This is a genomic window from Anaeromicropila herbilytica (assembly GCF_016591975.1).
GTDB classification, from domain to species: Bacteria; Bacillota; Clostridia; order Lachnospirales; family Lachnospiraceae; genus Anaeromicropila; species Anaeromicropila herbilytica.
This window is the reverse complement of the sequence record NZ_AP024169.1, coordinates 4,549,761-4,567,017: the sequence shown is the minus strand read 5'-3', so window position 1 is coordinate 4,567,017 and position 17,257 is coordinate 4,549,761. Positions and strand designations below refer to the sequence as shown.

The window sequence follows — 17,257 nt, the reverse complement described above, 5'->3', positions numbered from 1 at the left end:
TTATTTATCATAGATGAAGAGTTATATGAATTATAAGGAGGGACACCATGAGAGTTACCAATCAGATGATGACAAATAGTGCGTTAATTAATGTTGGAAATAATAAAACCTCATTGAATAGGCTTGAAGAGCAATATACAACAGGAAAAAAGATTCAAAAACCATCCGATGATCCAATTATAGCAGTTAGAGCATTGAAATTAAGAACAACAATGACAGAAGTTCAACAATATAAAGAAAAGAACATTCCAGATGCCCAGAACTGGATGGATGTTACTGAGGGAGCCCTATCAGCAATCAGTGAAGTAATGGGTAAGATTAATACACTTTGTGTACAAGGTGCAAATGATCCATTATCAACAGATGATAGAGACAGTATCGTACAGAATCTAAAACAATATAAAGATGAGATCTACAAACAAGGTAATTCGGATTACGCAGGAAGATACGTATTTACGGGTTATAAGACAAATAAAAGTTTAATCTATACCGAGGCAGATAGCAGTAAGCAGTATACGATTACACAACATTTTACTGCGAGTGATTTGGAAGTTACAAATCAGGTTACCAATACAAATACGGTGCCTACAACTTCAACACCTGCACCTACGATTAATACCCCAGCAATGACACAAACTTATCGTACGCAATTAGCTTATGACAATTTGTATACAAATACAACTCCAACAGTTTACGTTCCAACAATTACGACAACGCCAGCATCAGCCGGTGCAGGTATTACTATTACTCCTAAAAGTTCTGCAGATACAGATGCATATACTTTTACAGGAACTGGACCACAAGCGCATTATATCGCTGACACTGGAGAAATTGTTTATAATAAAGAAGCTTACGATAACTTAAAGACTGCAACGAACATTAATATACAATATGATAAGAAGGAATTTAAAGAAGGAGATGTAAGACCAGAGGACTACTTTGACTGCACATCCTATGAATTAGATTCTGCAGGTGCAAAAATTGCTACCACAAAAATTGATTATAAATCAGAAGATCAACAAATTCAGTATGAAATCAATTATAATCAAAAATTAACAGTAAATACTCAGGCTAAAGATGCTATTAAGCCTGATATGGGACGTACAATTGATGATATCATTAATGCAATGGAATCATTAAAGCAGACAGAAACTAAGCAGACAGAAGCTAAGAAGAGATTAGATGATGGAACCTTAACACAAGCTAATTATGATAGTTTAAAAGAGCAGCTTGATACTGAGAAAACATTAAAAACTCAAGTGTTAAAGGACGCCTATAATAAAGGAATATCAGTATCTAAAGATCAGCAAAACGTTGTAAATGTTGAGAATTCTGATTTGGGAAGTAGATATGTTCGTCTTCAATTAGTAGAGAGCAGATTGGATACACAATCAGATCAAGTAGAAGAGTTGATGTCTAATAATGAGGATGTAGACTTGGCGGAGATTATTATTAGATTTAACTCTGCGCAGACACTTTATAATTCTTCATTGTCCGCAACGGCTAAGACGTTAACCAATTCTTTGTTGGATTTTATTTAAGTTTCTAAAAAATTCTGTTTTATTTTACTTAAAATGGTCATTATATTAGAGTAATTAAAACTTAATCGATATACAATTATTAAACGAGTAATAATTATTAAGAAGGCAGGGGACTATTCCCTGCCTTTAAATAAAGGGGTTTCCACCCGTTCGAAGGGAGAAGATACAATGCTAGTTAAGACAAAAGGATTCGGTGAAATTGATTTGAATGAGGACAAAATTATCACATTTGATAATGGAATTATGGGGTTTGAAGATTACAAAAAGTATACAATTCTTTATAATATTGAGAATGAAAGTGAAAAAGGAAATACAATATCATGGCTACAAAGTATTGAAGAACCTGCATTAGCACTTCCTGTTATTAATCCATTATTAGTAAAAGAAGATTATAATCCAACCGTAAATGACGATGTATTAAAACCACTTGGAGAGTTAACGGATGATAATCTACTAGTTCTATTATCAATAACAGTACCAAGCGATTTGGAAAAGATGACAGCGAATTTAAAAGCACCTTTTATTATCAACTCAGATTCAAAAAAAGCTTGTCAGATTATCGTAGAGAATCAAGACTATGAAGTTAAATATCCGATTTATGAAACGATTAAAAAATTAAAAGAAAAAAAGGGGGAATAATCAATGCTTGCCCTATCAAGAAAGAATAATGAGTCCATCATCATTGGAAATGATATTGAGATTACTATTTTAGAGATTAAAGGTGATCAGGTGAAGATAGGAATAAATGCCCCAAAATCGGTTTCTATTTATCGAAAAGAAATATACTTACAAATACAAGAATCGAATCGTGAGGCTGCAAAAAGTGAAATTGCATTAGATGCAATTCAAAATCTATTTGATCAGAAGAAAAATTAATTAAAAATAGTTTTTATCTACAAGTTATTTGTCTATAAACTATTTACCAATTTAGTCGATAAATGTTATAGAAGAACATGATAGTTGCATTAACATGGAGGTGAATTAAATGGCATTGGACGCTATAGGCAACGGAGAAAATTATATTAAGGAGGTTGTGAAAACTCAGTCATCGGGTCAACAATTTCCTTCTTCACAAACAACAAGTGAGCAAAATGTAACTAAGATGCATGGAGTTAATGATGCAAACAAATCAGATGAAAAGTCAAAGGATAGTAATAATGAGGACAATTCAATTGAGAAGAAGATACGTGATGCAGTGACAGCAGCAAATAATAAACTGCTTCAAAGTAAGACTAGATGTGAGTATAAGTATCATGAAGATATTAATAGGGTTTCTATTAAAATACGTGATACAGAGACGGATAAAATAATCAAAGAAATACCAGCAGAAGGAACCTTGGAGTCACTCAAGAAGATATGGGAAATAGCAGGTTTGCTGGTAGATGAGAAACGATAGGAGGAATTAATATGTCAAACATTAGAATGTCAGGTTTGATTTCTAATATGGATACAGAATCTATTGTAAAACAATTAATGTCAGCACAAAGGACGAAAGAAACTAAGATAAAGAATAAGCAAACAAAGTTAACTTGGTCACAAGAAAAGTGGAAAGATTTAAATACCAAGCTTTATTCGTTTTATACCGATTATGCTAGTAGCATGAGACTACAAGGGTCTTATTCATCATTTAAGACTACATCATCAAATGAGAATGCAGTTACAGTTACTGCATCATCAACTGCACCATCTGGTAGTTACAATATCGTTGTAAATCAACTAGCAAGTGCTCAAATGTATACAGGAGCAAAAATATCTACTACAAATGGAAGTAAATTAAGTGCTTCATCTAAATTAACAACAGATTTAAATATGACTAATGGTACTGTTATGAAGATAGTAAGCGGTACAGGAGCTAAGCAAAAAACAGTTAACTTTACAGTTACATCTACATCTACAATTAATGATTTTAACAAGGCTTGCCAAAACGCTGGGTTGAATGCAAGCATAGATGTAAGTTCAGATGGTACTTCAGGAAGATTATTTGTAAGCTCAAAAGCAAGTGGAGCTGATAATACATTTAGTATCACAACATCGGATGTTACAACGAATGCAACTGGTGATAATGCAAAAACTGCGATATATTCTTTATTTGAGAATATGGTTAATAAAGATTCAACTGGTACAACATCTAATGCTACTGTTGCTATACCTGTTGCATTAAAGAATCAAGTTGATAGTTATTTGAATGCATATACTGTATCAACATCATCAACAGAGAAGCAATCAATAATTGATAATATATATAACTTAAGAAAGAATTATTTTAAAGGAACAATTGCTGATGAAGCTTCAAAATATACTCCACCAGTAACATATACGAGTGACCAATTAGAAGCGGAATATGTAAGTCGATATGAAAATACTGCAACGGTTAATGACGCTGCAACAACAAAGAACAATATAAAAGCGAATGCTGATACTTATGCAGCTAATGCTACATTGGGTGCTTCAACAGAACTAGATAAATTAGGGCTGGGAAACACTGCTACAAAGATAAATGCTCAAAATAGTAAAATTGTATATAATGGAGCTTTATTTGAGCAATCTTCAAATACTGTTAATATAAATGGGCTTACGATTGAAGCAAAACAAGTAACCGATGCAACACCAATAAGTGCAGCTACTCCAACTGCAACATTACTTGGTATGACGGGATCAACTGTAACCGTAACAAAAGATACTCAGGCAATTTACGACAAAGTGAAGAAATTTGTCACAGAATACAATAAAATTTTAAAAGAAATGAATACGCTCTATTATGCAAAACCTGCAAAGGGATATGAACCTTTAACAGATGATCAAAAAGAAGCCATGTCAGATTCAGAAGTTGAGAAATGGGAAACAAAAATCAAGGATTCCTTATTTAGAAGAGATAGCACATTGGAGACCTTAACAACATCATTTAAAAGCAGTATGGCATCCACTATTAAAGATGTAACGAAAATTGATGGTACAAAGAAAAATATGAATCTTGCCACATTTGGAATCCATACATCAACAGATTATACAGAGTACGGGCTACTACATATCGATGGAGATTCAGATGATGCGCAAACTAAGGCCAATACAGATAAATTGAAAAAAGCATTAGAAGAAGACCCAGATGCTGTAATGCAGACATTAGCTGGGGTAGCAAAGAATCTATATGATACAATGTCAGATAAAATGAAATCCACCTCATTAAGAAGTGCCTTAACATTTTACAATGATAAGGAAATGACAAAGCAAGCGGATAAATATAAAAAAGATATTACTACGATGGAAAGTAAGTTGAATACAATGGAAAATGCCTACTATAAGAAATTCTCAGCAATGGAGACTGCTATGGCTAAGTTACAAAAATCAACTTCTGCATTGGCATCTATAACAGGTTAATAATTAAAATAAAAGAATGTGCATATTATGGACATTCTTTTATTTTCCTTGCTAAGAAGAATCAAAAATGATAAAATAAAGTCGTAATTTGAAACAATAAACAATCATTCAAATTCCAATCAAGGAGGAAGCTTTATGGCATACAATAATGCAGCAGCAGCTTACCAAAACAGTAAAGTTCAAACAGCAACACCAGCGGATTTATCTCTAATGCTTTATGATGGAGCAATTAAATTTTGTAATATAGCAATTGTAGCTATAGAAAATAATGATGTAATGAAGGCAAGTGATAACATAATTAAAGCTGAAAAGATTATTGTTGAATTCCGTTCTACATTAGATTTTAAGTATCCTGTAGCAAAAGATTTTGATTTAATCTATGATTATATATATCGCAGATTAGTAGAAGCGAATATAAAAAAAGATAAAGAGATACTTGAAGATGCATTAAATCACATTAGAGATATGCGAGATACATGGAAAGAAGTTATGAAATTGAGTAAACAAGGTAAATAATTCGAAAATACTAGATTCCATGTTGAACAAAAGGAATGGGGAAGTGAATTGAATAATAATAAAACGTATATAGAATTATTAGTGAATTCAATAGGAACTAAGGCTAAAGTTTTAGATGAAATAATTCTCATAACGAAAGAACAAGAAAAAATGTTATCCATTGGTAGCAATATGGATATAGATAAATTTAATGATTCAACAGAAGAAAAAGGTGTATTAATAGATAGATTAAATGAATTAAATGATGGGTTTGAGCTTTTATATAGTAGAGTTAAGGATGAATTTATCACAAATAAAGAACAGTATAAAGCGGAAATAATTACGATACAAGACTTAATAAAACTTGTTACAGAGAAGAGTATTCAGATACAAGCCATGGAAAAGCGTAATCGATCCGCATTTGAGATTTATATGACAAACCAAAAGAAAGAAATTAAAGACTTTAAAATTAGTTCTAAGACTGCTACAAGCTATTATAAAAACATGGCGGATCAGCACCAAGGACAATCCTATTTTTTGGATAAGAAAAAGTAGAAAAAAGTCATAAACGGGTATTAAGATTTATTCATAATCTATCGATATATATTACAAGTAAATATATTTTACTTGTTGGATCGAATTAGGGATAACCCCTAAGAGAGAATCCAAGAAACAAAAGAAAAAGACAAAAAAATTATAAAAACACTAAAGTTTTTTATAATACATCCGATATATATAATAAGTAAACAAGCTTTACTTATTGGGTATGGAATAGGAGCGTACGGCCTATGAAATATCTCGGATACACAAAAGATAATTAGCTAAACAAACTTTACAAAAGATGAAATGATAACTTTAAGTAAATACTAAAAACTAAACAAATAGCAGCATGGATGCTGCTACATATTCAAGGAGGAAATACACATGATTATTCAACATAATATGACATCTGCTAATACTAACAGACAATTAGGTATCACTACTGGACAATTAGCAAAATCAACTGAAAAATTATCTTCAGGTTACAGAATTAACCGTGCAGGAGATGACGCTGCTGGTCTTTCAATTTCTGAAAAGATGAGAGGACAAATCAGAGGTCTTGATCAAGCTTCTACAAATGCTCAAGATGGTATCTCTATGATCCAAACAGCAGAAGGTGCATTAAATGAAACTACTTCAATTCTTCAAAGAATGAGAGAATTAACAGTTCAAGCATCTAATGATACTAACGTTACAGCTGACCGTAAAGCAATCAAAGAAGAGTTAACAGCTTTAACAAGCGAAGTTAATCGTATTGCTTCTCAAACAGAATTCAATACAATGAAACTTTTAGATGGTTCATTATCAGGAAAACATCTTCAAGTTGGTGCTAACAATGGTCAACAAATTAGCTTCTCTATTAAGAGTATGAATGCTAAAGCTTTAGGTGTAAGTGGTATTGCAAACAAAGTATCTAAATATTCTTTAGCTACTAAAGCAATCTCAACAATCAATAAAGCAATCGTTACTGTATCTACTCAAAGATCAAAACTTGGTGCTCTTCAAAACAGACTTGAACACACTATCGCTAATGCAGATAATACATCTGAAAACTTACAAGCAGCTGAATCACGTATCCGTGACGTTGATATGGCTAAAGAAATGGTATCTTACTCAAAGAGTAATATCCTTCAACAAGCTGCTCAATCAATGCTTTCACAAGCAAACAAATCAACTCAAGGCGTATTATCATTATTAGGCTAATTTATTTAATAAAGGATGGAGCGGACCTTTGGTCAGCTCCATTTTTTTAAAGTTGTAATTTAGAGAATACAAGAATTATTTATAATATAATTTATAAACTTGTACATTCTATTAATAAAAGCATGCAGGAGGTTTCGATGGCTACAGTAAGAAAAACAATTGAGGATTCGCTTAAATTAATCGATGAAATTACAGAACATTTATATAAACAAGAAGTAACATTAGGATATCAAAAATTAAATACAGCAATAACAACTATTACAGAAGCAATTAATTTGATTTTTGAATATAAGAAAATAAATCCTGATTTTGAACTTGATGAAAAGAAAATAGTTGATACCTTTACAGAAGCATTAAATGCTATGGAAGCGAAAGATATTATACTTTTGGCCGATATCTTACAATATGAGATTACAGAACAGTTTAACGAGATATTAGAACAAATACATGAATAATATTCTTATTATTGTCCGATATCATAATTAATAATAATAAAATAATATTATTATTAATTATGATATTGGGCAGGATAGGAATATTTATTAGCTATTCAGTCACTATTTGTTATTATAACACGATAATTCTAAGTGCTAGTGAAAAAAATATATTGAATTATATATATACGAAAAATAAATAATTTAAGATTAGATATTTTTCGTATATATATAATAGAACATTGTATGCAATAGATTATAAGATGTTCTTATATAAGAAAAAATTTTCAGGAGATAAGATCATGACAATATATGAAAAGAATTATGATGCAATTAAAAATAATAAAAGTAATCTATTTAAATATCTTGAGAAAATAAAAAAAGAAGCGCTAGTAAATAAAGTTGATCAGATTGAATCTATTGCCACAAAGGATGGTAATCAGGCACTTGTTATAGTTAAAGATGGAAGCACAATTAGACTAAATAGTGCATATAAACCTATATCAGAAGCAAATAAATGGGCAGAACAATTTGAAATAAAGAATATAAATGCTGTTGTGTCTATGTTTGGCTTTGGAAATGGTATATTTGCTAGAGAAATGATAAATAAATTGTCAGAAGAGGATATACTATTAATCTATGAGCCAAGTGCAGAGATTTTTTTACATGTCTTAGAGCATTATGATATTACAGATATCCTTAATAATAGAAGAGTATCTATTACTGTTGAAGAAATCAATGATAGTGAGTTTAAAGCTGTAATAGGTGAACATGTTGAATGGATTAATATGAACTCACAAATGATTGTAAAACATCCGCAGTATATGGCTTTATTTGAAGAAAGTCATAAAAGATTTATAGATATCATTCGTGATAATAATGAAGTGTGCCAAATTAACAAGAATACAGAACGTAAGTTAAGTGGTAGTATTATTCGAAATACAATTGAAAATATGAAATATATGAAGGATGCTAATATTTTAGCTGATTTTGAAGGTGATTTTGGAGAGGATATACCAGCGATTATTGTATCAGCTGGGCCATCACTTGATAAGAATATCGAAGATTTAAAAGTGGCTAAGGGTAAAGCAGTTATCTTTTGTACAGATACTGCCTTAAAATATCTTTTTGCACATGATATTATTCCAGATTTTATTGTTACTTTAGATCCTAACAAATACGTTGGGCATTTTGAAGACGAAAGATGCAATAGTATACCTTTATTTTGTTTAATAGAAGCAAATAAATATATATTAGAAAAACATAAAAGCCGTAAAATATTTTATAATACCAATTATTTTATAACAAAGTTTTATGAAAAATTAGAGAAAAAAGTAATTAATTTGAATTCTGGTGGATCGGTTGCAACAGGTGCATTTTCTATTTGCGCCAGTTTAGGTTTTAAAAAAATCATATTAATAGGACAAGATTTGGCTTATTCGGGAAAGAGTACACATGCTGGTGGAAGAGCTGACTTTGGAGGACAATTAGCATCAGATGCTAGGAAAATTGAGGATATCAACGGTGACATGGTGTATACAAGAGGAGATTGGTATCTATACTTGAATTGGTTTGTTCAAGCGATTGAGAGTATTGAAGAGATAGAAGTAATTGATGCAACTGAGGGTGGCGCGAAGATAAAGGGTACTAAAATAATGACACTAAAGAAAGCAATCGCTGACAATTGCAGAGAAAATATTGATTGTTCTAAAATTGTTGATGATAAATCACCTACATTAGCAATGAATGAGAAAGACTCATTGGAGAATTACCTTCAGGATAGTATTAAAGAATTAAATGAGATAAAAAGAAGAGCGACTGAAAATAAAAGATTTTGTGAAAAGCTTGTGATAGAAGCCAAAAAGAGAAATATTGATTCAGAAAAAAGTCAAAGTTGGGTAAAGCGTCTTACAAAAAATAATAATCAAATAGAAGATAAGCCAGTATATAGTCTTATTGATATATATATTGCAGAAGTATCAACTTCTGAATTAGACGATGTTTATGTATTATCTGATGATGAAGTACAAGATCAAATAAATACGTATGAAAAAGGAACAAAAATATATTCAGCAATGATTGACGCTTGCAAGAAAATTGAGGAAATGATTCGAGAAGAAATAAAAGAGATTAAAAATTTTTAGCTTGAATTATTTAATTTATATTTTATGTTACAATTTCCACAGTGTAAATTAAAGTGTCTAAAATAAGTATATTGGATAGGTAACGGTAAGTACTCCATACAATTTGTAATGAAAGAGATTGTTTTAGGGTTTTATAGTTGCCTATTTAGCGTTAAGAGGAGTAAAAGTTGAAAGACTAGCTAAAGAGTTAAGATTAATATCTGTAGATGTTTTTTCAAATAGGAGGGTGCAATGAATATACTAGCAATTATACCAGCGAGAAGTGGTTCGAAAAGTGTTCCACACAAAAATATAAGAAAGATGAATGGAAAGCCAATGATAGCTTATTCAATCGAACATGCGTTGCAATCATCTTATATTAATCGAGTAATTGTAAGTACAGACAGCAAAGAATATGCTGAAATTGCAAAAGAATACGGAGCAGAGGTACCCTTTCTAAGACCCAAAGAATATGCAACTGATACTGCATTGGATTATGATGTTTTTCAACATGTACTTAACACGTTAAAAGAAAAAGAAGGATATCAAGCTGATATAGTAGTACAGTTAAGACCTACATATCCTATACGTGACGTAAAAGATATTGATAACATGATTGAAATGATATTATCATCAGAAGAGATTGATTCTGTTCGTAGTCTAGGACCAGCCAAAGAAATACCATATAAGATGTGGCATAAGGCGGAGGATGGTAAGATTGTTCCAATAATGAAAGGCATAAAAGAATGCTATAACATGCCAAGGCAAGCGTTACCTAAAGTATACTATCAGAATGCTTGTATAGACGTATTGCGTCCGAGAGTAGTATTAGATATGCATTCAATGTCTGGTAATGTCATTATGGGATATGAGATGGATAAAAATTATGATATTGATACAGAAGAAGAATTTAAGAGAGCAGAAGAATATATAAGGATCACATCGGGAAACAAAAGATTCGTGTTTGATATTGATGGAGTTATAGCTCAGATACAAAAAGATAATGATTATGCATTATCAGCGCCTAATACAGCTATGATAAAAGTGATTAATCAATTATATGATATGGGAAATCGAATTGTATTATTAACTGCGAGAGGCTATGTTACAAAAATTAGTTGGGAAGAGACTACTAAGAGACAACTAGAAGATTGGGGACTCCGCTACCATGAACTTTACTTCGGAAAACCAAATGCAGATTATTATGTTGATGATAAGATGTTAGATATGAATCAATTATTAGAAATGTTTAAATAAAACATAAATTTATGTCGATATATTTAATAATATATGGAATATTAATAGTAAGATTTAGGATAAGCTAATTAATATCACATAATTACAATAAAACAGGAGGAATATTTTATGAAGCAAACAAAAAGTATTTTTGACCAGTTATATATTTTTGAGATGGCGAATAGTCATCAAGGAAGCGTGGAGCATGGGATTGATATCATACATGCTATGAGTAAAATTGCGAGAAAACATAACGTAAAAGGCGCGGTAAAATTACAATATCGTAACTTGGATACTTTTGTTCATCCTGACTATAAACAAAGAAAAGATGTAAATCATATTCCAAGATTTATGAGCACTAGACTAGGTTTTGATGAATTTACTCAATTAGTTAATGCTGTCCGTGAAGAAGGAATGGTTACTATGAGTACTCCATTTGATGAGGATGGTGTAGAGTGGTGTATGGATCAAGGAATAGATATTATAAAAATTGCAAGTTGTTCAGCTCTAGATTGGCCTTTATTAGCAGAAGCAGCAAAAACCAATAAACCACTTATTATTTCAACTGGAGGAAAAACATTATCTGATATAGATAAAATATATAACTTCTTTACGCATAAAGGTTGTGAATTCGCATTCTTACATTGTGTTGCAGAATATCCAGCTCCTGCAGAACATTTACAGTTAGATTTTATTGATCGTCTAAAACGCAGATATCCAACCGTTCCAATTGGATATTCTGGTCATGAAGATCCAGATGATAATAGTGTAGCAATGATGGCAGTTGCAAAAGGTGCTAAAATCTTAGAACGCCATGTTGGATTGCCAACCGATAAGATCACATTAAATGCATATTCTATGAATCCAGAACAAGCGGAGAAATGGGTACAAGCAGCAGAAAATGCCAGATTAATGTGTACAATGAAAAAAGAAGATGATAAGTATATATCACAAGAAGAAATTGATTCATTAAACTCATTAATGCGTGGAGTATATATAAATAAGGCAATTAAAAAGGGACAAGAGATTAATAGGGAAGATGTCTTTTTTGCAATGCCATGTCATGAAAAGCAAATGAATAGTGGTGAATTCTATGATGGAATGATTGCTAGTAAGGACTATGCTGTAAATGAAGAAGTTCATGAAAAGAAAAAGATAACTGAGATTAGCCTTGTTCGTAGTGTGATTCATGATGCGAAAGGTATGCTATATGAAGCAGGAATTTATCTTGGAGATAGTTTTGAAGTTGAATTATCACATCATTATGGAATGCAACATTTCAGACAAACTGGTGCAATTATCATTAGTATTATCAATCGTGAATATTGCAAAAAGTTATTGATTGTATTACCTGGACAAAAACATCCAATGCATGCGCATAAGGTAAAAGAAGAAACCTTCCAATTGTTATATGGAGATTTAGATGTTGTGTTAGAAGGTAGAGAAATTACGATGAAACCAGGAGATATTCAAACTGTATTAAGAGGAGAGAAACATTCCTTTACTTCTACACATGGTGCAATCTTTGAAGAAGTATCAACAACTCATGTAAAGAGTGATTCGTACTATATGGATGAAAAGATTAGTAAACTTGATCCAATTGAAAGAAAGACGATACTTAGAAATTGGTAAATAACGTGAAATAATCTTTCGAGATATATAATTTTCGACTATCCATTTTGATTCCTACTTGAAAATGAATAGTCGAATTTAATTGTGACAAGTCATTAACGAATATAGAATAAGAATGGAGATTAAGATGAATAAACTGATAACGGATATAAAATATTGGCTTCAAGCTTTGATGATTCCACTTTATTGGTTTTCATTTCTTACTCCTAGAAATAAAAGTATATGGCTACTTGGCTCTAGTTTTGGTAAAAGCTTCTCTGGTAACCCAAAATATTTATTCTTATATTTAAATCAATATCAAAAGGATAATGTTCGAGCTATCTGGATAAGTAGAGATAAAAAAATAGTGGATTTTTTAAATAATAAAGGATATGAAGCATATGATGCAAAGTCCTTTTACGGCATCTTTTATTGCTTGCGTGCCAAAGTATATATATTTGATAATTATTCAAAAGATATTTCATTTTGGTTATCTGGTGGAGCTAAAAAAATTAACCTATGGCATGGTGTTGGACTTAAAAAAATAAATTATGATAATATATTTGATACGGTTAGACACCCGAAAAATAAATGGGAGAGATTCAAGACATATTTGAGAAGAATGTCAGATGAGAAACCGAATCATTATATATTAGCTACGTCAAAGATGATGGCGGATATATTTGCTTCAGCTTTTCAGACGACAGATAAGCAGATTCTGACTTGCGGATATCCAAGAAATGATATCATGTTTGAAAGTGATTTTAAAAATATTTATAACGATACAGAAGAAATAGCTCTTCAATATATGAAAGAACAAAGAAAAGAAGGCAAATATAATGTTTTATATATGCCAACATTTCGTCCAACGGAACAAGAATTTTTTAGTATTATGGATTTGAATGCCTTTAACAACTATTTATGTGATAATAATATCGTATTTTATACGAAGTTACATCCAAAATCAAAGTTAAAAACCCAATTTGGAGAACTTCAATATAGTAATATTTATGATATCAGTGCTGATGTAGATGTTTATGGACTATTCCATGAAGTTGATGTATTAGTATCAGATTATTCATCTGTTTTCTTTGATTATTTGATGTGTGATAGACCGATAATATTATTTCCATATGATTACTCCACGTTCTTAAAGAATACAAGAGAATTTTATTTTGATTATGAGGAATATACGCCTGGTAAGAAGGTGTATACAATGGAAGAGTTAATGAAAGAAATATTAGATGCACGTGTGGTAGATAAAAATATTGAGAAGAGGCATATCTTACGTAATAAGATGTTTAAGCATATAGATGATAGATCTAGTAAAAGAGTGTATGAACAGGTAGCTAGAATTGTGAAACTAAGTAAAATAAGCAGTAAATAAATAAATGCCTATTTAATGTTAGTAAGCATCAGAAGAGCGCAATGTTGAAAACTCTTAACTTTCAGCATTGTGCTTTTTAAATTCATAGGAAACTTCTTCGAATTTCCTACGAATTTAAAAAGCACTCCATGCAGGATGCACACAAGCGCGAAAGGAAGATGCCGCTGGTGCGACCGCGCTTGGCGCGAGAGTTTGCATTGCAAACTCTTTGTTCCTAAATATAAATAAATAACATAAGAATAGAAAGGTATGTATATTCGATGAAGGATAATATCAATAGTATATATGAAGATAATAAAAAGTTATTGGATATGTCAAGTAAAATAGTATATAATTTCCGTATACAAAATTTTGATCTAGCACTAAGAAAAGTAACTGTTTTTTTGGGTAATATGGAGAATTATATAGCAAAGCTAGAAGAGAATAAGGAATACTTTAATTGCAACTCGGAAATTATATCAATTAATTATATATTGAACATATTATCAGAATTATTAGCGGCACAGGAAAATAAAGATTATATATTATTGGCAGACTTATATGAGCTTAAAATTACTTCCTTATTAGTAAATATTCAGGAGTTTATTCTGGGTAAAGAAGAGATTGATTTCAACCAAGATTTATTTAATAGGAATATCGAAGTGTTAGATAAAAAAGATAAAGTATTAGCTGATATGTTAAGAAAATCAACTGATCTTATGACTATATTTAACCAAGATTATGATATAGAATTAACAACTTCAGGTCTATATACGCTTGCAATTGCAACTGAAGGTAAAAAGTATTATTTTCATAGTAATCATATGGTTACTGAAGAAGCTGCCATGCTAGCGAGAGATTGGTATAAGGAGGAAAAGGACAATTATCTCATATATGGATTAGGCCTTGGATATCATATAAAAGAATTGTATGAACTGGATTCTATGGTATCTGTAACTGTTTATGAAAGCGATTTGAATATTATTAAGTTAGCATTTTATTTTGTTGACTTAACTAATTTGCTTGCGAATGATAACTTTAATCTGGTCTACGATCCTCGATTTAATCGAATAAAAAATGGAATTAAAATGATGACCAGTCAGACAGAATTATTAATTCATGCACCTTCTTTACGGAATATTAGGCAAGAAGATATGAAAGAACGTTTTGAGGATTATTTTTTACAGTATTATTCAATAAAGAATCAATTACCTTTGTTAAATGGCAACTTTAGAAACAACATTCTAAATTATGACGCATGTATAGATGAATTAAGGAAAGAGTGGCAAGGAAAAGATCTTTATATAGTTGCAGCAGGTCCATCCCTTGATATCAATTATAATCTTCTATCAAAGGTTGGGAGTAATGGAATTATATTAGCTACAGGAACGGTATATCACAAATTAATGAATGCCGGTATTAAACCGGATTATGTTATTGTAACAGACGCTAATGCTCGTGTATATGGACAAATTAGTGGTTTAGAGAATAATGAAATTCCTATGATATATCTATCAACAGCATACTATGGTTTTGCAAAAAATTATAAGGGTAAAAAATACATTGTATTACAACATGATTATCCATTAGCAGAAGAGCATGCAAAAGAACGAGGATATAGCTTGTATCAAACAGGAGGTTCGGTAAGTACGACTGCGTTAGATATAGGCATATCCATGCAATGTAGAAGAATTATTTTCTTGGGGTTAGATTTATCTTATCCAAATAATTATGTACATGCATCTGGTACTTCAAGACGAGAGTTAACAGAAACAGATGGACTACGAGAAGTTAAGGATATTCATGGAAAGATGGTGTATACTAGTAAAAGTTTAGATATATATCGCCGTTGGATCGAGAATAGAATTGATGGAATAAGGGATGTTGAAATAATTAATGCGACAGAAGGTGGGGCATTAATAAAAGGGATGATGAATAATAGGCTAATGGATGTGTTAAACAAGATTAGTTAGAAAATATTTAAATAATATAATGTATATATATGTATGTATGTATATTTATAGTACCAGAGATGAGTGGGTTCATTTGAATTCACTCGTTTTTTTATAAATAAAAAAGAATAAGAAAAGGTAAAATAGTGAAGAAATATTAAGTATTTCCAATTAATTGTCGATATATGTTATAATGAATTGAAAAATATTATTAATTATATTTTGAAAAAGAATAATATACGAAAAATTGAACTATGAATGGTAAGAAATTAATCCCTTTTTAAAGTGATTAAATGATGAATAGCATATTTGGAGGAATATAATAGTGTTTACTTTTAAAGATAAATTAGTATCAGTAATAATGCCAGCTTTCAATACTGAGAAGTATATTAGAGAAGCAATTGAGAGTATCTTAAATCAGACTTATAAGAATCTGGAATTTATAATAATCGATGATGGCTCAACAGATAATACTTTAAAAATTATCATGGAATACGCAAAAAAAGATAATAGAATATTAGTTATATCAAGGAAAAACATGGGACTTACTTCTTCGCTTAATGATGGAATAAAACTAGCTCATGGAGAATACATTGCAAGAATGGATTCAGACGATATATCAGCAACAGACCGTTTTGAAAAGCAAGTATCATATATGAATCAAAATCCAGATATTTATTTATTAGGTACTAATTTCAATATGATATATGAAGAGAATATATCGGAAGCTGCGAGAAAAAGGTATGCGAGTATGCATAAAAGAAGCATGGAGAAAATAGACAAAGATAATGTACTGCTATCTATTAATGAAGCTCAAAAGTTTATCCATCCCACAATAATGTTAAGAAGAGAAGTATTTGATATTGTTGGGTTATACAGAGAGTATAAAATTGAAGATATGGAATTGTATTTTAGAATTGCAGCGTATGGGTTAGGTGTAGCAAAAATTGAAGAAAATCTTCTTGATTATAGAGCAAGAGAGGATTCTAAATCATGGACTGATTCGAGAAAAATTGCAACAGCAGAAATCATGAAGATGAAGCTTGAATATCTATCAGGAAAATTAGAAGATATCACTGAAATAAAAAGATATATGATATGGGGAGCCGATATTTCTGGAAGTGAAGCGTTAGAACTATTAAAGGTTTACTTGCCTAACTCTATATGTGTCGCATATATAGATCCATATAAAGTGGGTGAAAAATTAAATGATCTTCCGATTATAGATAAAGAGGAAATCTCAAATATAGATCACGATTATATATTTATATGTACGCAAGCTGGTGCTAAACCATCTAGAGAATATTTGAAAAGTATTGGAGAAATTGAAATTTTGAACTATTTTAAAATTTCTTAATTATATAAATGAAGGAATACGTAA

The 17,257-nt window shown here is 30.8% G+C and carries 15 protein-coding genes; all 15 read left to right on the top strand.

Translation table 11 applies throughout. The features are described 5' to 3' along the window. The first annotated feature begins 47 nt into the window (after positions 1 to 47). Entirely contained in the window at positions 48 to 1,541 is a 1,494-nt protein-coding gene (gene flgL, locus bsdtb5_RS19385) for a flagellar hook-associated protein FlgL (RefSeq protein WP_271713602.1), read from the top strand. Between the two features lie 168 nt (positions 1,542 to 1,709). Then, positions 1,710 to 2,180, top strand: coding sequence for a flagellar assembly protein FliW (gene fliW / locus bsdtb5_RS19380; RefSeq protein ID WP_271713601.1), 471 nt, complete (start codon positions 1,710 to 1,712; stop codon positions 2,178 to 2,180). A 3-nt stretch (positions 2,181 to 2,183) separates the two neighbouring features. Beyond that, a complete protein-coding gene (gene csrA / locus bsdtb5_RS19375) occupies positions 2,184 to 2,417 on the top strand; it encodes a carbon storage regulator CsrA (RefSeq protein WP_271713600.1) in 234 nt (77 codons plus the stop codon). 109 nt (positions 2,418 to 2,526) lie between these two features. Beyond that, a complete protein-coding gene (locus bsdtb5_RS19370) occupies positions 2,527 to 2,937 on the top strand; it encodes a flagellar protein FlaG (protein ID WP_271713599.1) in 411 nt (136 codons plus the stop codon). Positions 2,938 to 2,948: 11 nt separating this feature from the next. After that, positions 2,949 to 4,916 (top strand): flagellar filament capping protein FliD, encoded by a 1,968-nt coding sequence (fliD, locus tag bsdtb5_RS19365; RefSeq protein ID WP_271713598.1) that lies wholly within the window; start codon positions 2,949 to 2,951, stop codon positions 4,914 to 4,916. Between the two features lie 135 nt (positions 4,917 to 5,051). After that, entirely contained in the window at positions 5,052 to 5,432 is a 381-nt protein-coding gene (gene fliS / locus bsdtb5_RS19360; RefSeq protein ID WP_271713597.1) for a flagellar export chaperone FliS, read from the top strand. Positions 5,433 to 5,480: 48 nt separating this feature from the next. Continuing rightward, positions 5,481 to 5,966: a flagellar protein FliT gene (locus bsdtb5_RS19355; protein WP_271713596.1), complete on the top strand. Its 486-nt coding sequence runs from the start codon at positions 5,481 to 5,483 to the stop codon at positions 5,964 to 5,966. Between the two features lie 369 nt (positions 5,967 to 6,335). Continuing rightward, entirely contained in the window at positions 6,336 to 7,154 is an 819-nt protein-coding gene (locus bsdtb5_RS19350) for a flagellin N-terminal helical domain-containing protein (RefSeq protein ID WP_271713595.1), read from the top strand. A gap of 137 nt (positions 7,155 to 7,291) precedes the next feature. After that, positions 7,292 to 7,609: a hypothetical protein gene (locus tag bsdtb5_RS19345; RefSeq protein WP_271713594.1), complete on the top strand. Its 318-nt coding sequence runs from the start codon at positions 7,292 to 7,294 to the stop codon at positions 7,607 to 7,609. Between the two features lie 281 nt (positions 7,610 to 7,890). Next, positions 7,891 to 9,732: a motility associated factor glycosyltransferase family protein gene (locus tag bsdtb5_RS19340; protein ID WP_271713593.1), complete on the top strand. Its 1,842-nt coding sequence runs from the start codon at positions 7,891 to 7,893 to the stop codon at positions 9,730 to 9,732. Positions 9,733 to 9,963: 231 nt separating this feature from the next. Then, positions 9,964 to 10,968 (top strand): acylneuraminate cytidylyltransferase family protein, encoded by a 1,005-nt coding sequence (locus tag bsdtb5_RS19335; protein ID WP_271713592.1) that lies wholly within the window; start codon positions 9,964 to 9,966, stop codon positions 10,966 to 10,968. 108 nt (positions 10,969 to 11,076) lie between these two features. After that, the gene (locus bsdtb5_RS19330; RefSeq protein WP_271713591.1) at positions 11,077 to 12,579 is read left to right on the top strand and encodes an N-acetylneuraminate synthase family protein; all 1,503 of its coding nucleotides are present in this window, start codon (positions 11,077 to 11,079) and stop codon (positions 12,577 to 12,579) included. A gap of 127 nt (positions 12,580 to 12,706) precedes the next feature. Further along, entirely contained in the window at positions 12,707 to 13,945 is a 1,239-nt protein-coding gene (locus tag bsdtb5_RS19325; RefSeq protein WP_271713590.1) for a CDP-glycerol glycerophosphotransferase family protein, read from the top strand. Positions 13,946 to 14,205: 260 nt separating this feature from the next. Continuing rightward, on the top strand, positions 14,206 to 15,897 hold the full coding sequence (locus bsdtb5_RS19320; RefSeq protein ID WP_271713589.1) for a motility associated factor glycosyltransferase family protein: 1,692 nt from the start codon (positions 14,206 to 14,208) through the stop codon (positions 15,895 to 15,897). A gap of 304 nt (positions 15,898 to 16,201) precedes the next feature. Then, positions 16,202 to 17,233, top strand: a complete 1,032-nt coding sequence (locus bsdtb5_RS19315; RefSeq protein WP_271713588.1) for a glycosyltransferase family 2 protein — start codon at positions 16,202 to 16,204, stop codon at positions 17,231 to 17,233. Positions 17,234 to 17,257: the final 24 nt, after the last annotated feature.